The 2269-nt window shown below is 49.7% G+C and carries 2 protein-coding genes; both read left to right on the top strand.

Annotation, left to right across the window (positions count from 1 at the left end; all coding sequences use genetic code 11):
- The first annotated feature begins 263 nt into the window (after nucleotides 1-263).
- Nucleotides 264-473: a hypothetical protein gene (locus tag IQ260_RS30020; protein WP_193996712.1), complete on the top strand. Its 210-nt coding sequence runs from the start codon at nucleotides 264-266 to the stop codon at nucleotides 471-473.
- 309 nt (nucleotides 474-782) lie between these two features.
- The gene (locus IQ260_RS30025; RefSeq protein WP_193996713.1) at nucleotides 783-1877 is read left to right on the top strand and encodes an amino acid ABC transporter substrate-binding protein; all 1095 of its coding nucleotides are present in this window, start codon (nucleotides 783-785) and stop codon (nucleotides 1875-1877) included.
- The last annotated feature ends 392 nt before the right edge of the window (nucleotides 1878-2269 follow it).

The following is a 2269-nucleotide window of genomic DNA, read 5'->3' on the forward strand; positions in this document are numbered from 1 at the left end:
TTTCGGTACTGCCCACCCTCACCCACAATGGGCAAGGCCGCCATCTGCAAATGGGGCACCATCCCCTGCAACGCCTGCAAAATCTTGACGGCAATCAGATCTTCCCCGTGCCCATTACTAATACAAAGTAGCCTCATGACAGCGACTCACCCTGAGTCAGGCTGTCTTGCCTGTGAGAAAACTTGTCAAAAATAAACATCTACTTTGGCATGGGTTAGTAATAATGGAATGGAAACGAGAATGTTAAAAAAAAGTTAAATTACATGTCTCCTTTTCTGCTTCGTCAACTGTGGTCCGTGATTGACACTGCCCATAGCAGTCATATTCTCAGCCTAGACGATCAGGGTTTAGTCAACTGGGTTATGGAGCAGCTATGTCATCAATCCCCTTTGGATAACGGTGAGCTGAACCAAGTCAATTGCTACATTCAATCCAAAGTCACCCTAATTCGCGATATGGCTCAAAACCGGTAGCGAATTTTGAGGCGAGCTTTGGACGTGAGAGTGACAGCTTGTCAGATCAACTGCTCGGCAGACCAACTGACATCTCGAGTAGCCATGGAAATTACTTTCCACCGCAAGTCTTAAAATTTACTCAAGCTTCAGAATTGTGTTTTAGGATACAAAACTCCGTCGCCTCAGGCACATCAGTTCCTCAGCCCCCCATATTCCTGTCCTAACTGCCGCGTATTATACGTATTAATTCCTGGTAGGCGATACCATATCGTCTGTAGGATGATTCAAAGTCCTTGGTTGGACATATGTGAAGTGTGTGAGGTAACTATGGCCAAGAAAAAAATTTCCTTAGCAGCGTTGCTCGCTGTTGCCCTGCCGTTAGCTGCGTGTGGCGGTGCTCAAGATGCGGTGGATACTGCAACTGAAGCGGCTGGTGACGCTGCCAATACGGTAGCTGGCGCTGTCAGCGGTGGTGGTCGTCTGGCCACTGTTTTGAGCCGTGGCACCCTGAACTGTGGTGTTGATGGTGGTATCCCTGGCTTTAGCTTTGTGGATGAGAGTGGTACCTATTCTGGTCTAGACGTGGATACCTGTAAGGCCGTCGCCGCTGCTCTGTTTGATGACCCGGAAGCGGTTGAATATCGCCGTTTGGATTCCACTGAGCGCTTTGAAGCCCTCAAGGGTGGCGAGGTCGATATGCTGGCCCGCAACACCACCTGGACCATTAGCCGCGATACGTCCGTGGGTATGGAATTTGCACCCACCACGTTCTTTGATGGTCAGGGCATGATGGTCCGGGCCGATAGTGGCATCGAGACCTTAGAGGATATGGAAGGTCTATCCATCTGTGTTGAGACAGGAACCACCACTGAGCTGAACTTGACCGACCAGTTCCGGCAACGCGGCGTTAGCTTCGAGCCTGTAGTTTTCCAAGAAGCTGATGCCGGCTACGCAGCCTACGATGAGGGCCGCTGTGATGGCTATACCTCTGATAAGTCTCAGCTGCTGGCACGTCGCAGCACCCTGAGCAATGCTGAAGAGCATGTGCTGCTAGATGTCACTATGTCTAAAGAGCCCCTAGGCCCTGTGACTATTAACAACGACTCCGCCTGGTTTGATGCGGTTAAATGGGTTACCTACGGTCTGATTCAAGCTGAAGAGTTTGGTTTGACCTCTGACACCATTGAGGCTGCTACCAGCAGCGAAGATCCCAACATCCTGCGCTTTGTCGGTGCTGAAGGCACCCTGGGTGAGGATATGGGGCTGCCCAACGACTTTATGCTGCGGGCTATTAAGCACGTCGGTAACTACGGTGAGATCTTTGAGCGCAACCTGGGTCAAGAGTCTCAGTTTGAACTCGAACGCGGTCAGAATGCTCTGTGGACCGATGGTGGTTTAATGTATGCGCCTCCATTCCGTTAGAGGTCGACCATTCGTCAATCCTGCCATTGGTTTAATAGTGTCTATGGACTGATAGTTGCGTTGACTTGTTTTTAGGGTCTGTTAAACCCTGTCTAGAACCGGAGTTTTCTCTATGAAAAAACTCCGGTTTTGGACAGGGTTTAGTAGGTTCTTTTTTTGTATTTAGGCAACGAACTCAGCCCCACGGTAGCCCATCACACTGCAGGGCTCAGGGAATTACATTACGTTTACTAACAGTTTTAATCGCTGGGGCGAAAAAGACTAGAATCTCCTATCATCGCAACTCTATGATGATTGAGTTCAGTTGTGTTTGCTCCGGTTGGGGTTAATTAGCCCGCACCTAGGCTTTTCGAGATCTGTTTCCCTCTGTTTCCCTATGGCTAGTCGAAGTA

The organism is Leptolyngbya cf. ectocarpi LEGE 11479 (assembly GCF_015207065.1).
In the GTDB taxonomy this organism is placed as follows: domain Bacteria; phylum Cyanobacteriota; class Cyanobacteriia; order Phormidesmidales; family Phormidesmidaceae; genus Leptothoe; species Leptothoe ectocarpi.

Coding starts and splice junctions, on each gene's coding strand:
- IQ260_RS30020 (WP_193996712.1), top strand. CDS start 264: ATGTCTCCTTTTCTGCTTCGTCAACTGTGGTCCGTGATTGACACTGCC.
- IQ260_RS30025 (WP_193996713.1), top strand. CDS start 783: ATGGCCAAGAAAAAAATTTCCTTAGCAGCGTTGCTCGCTGTTGCCCTG.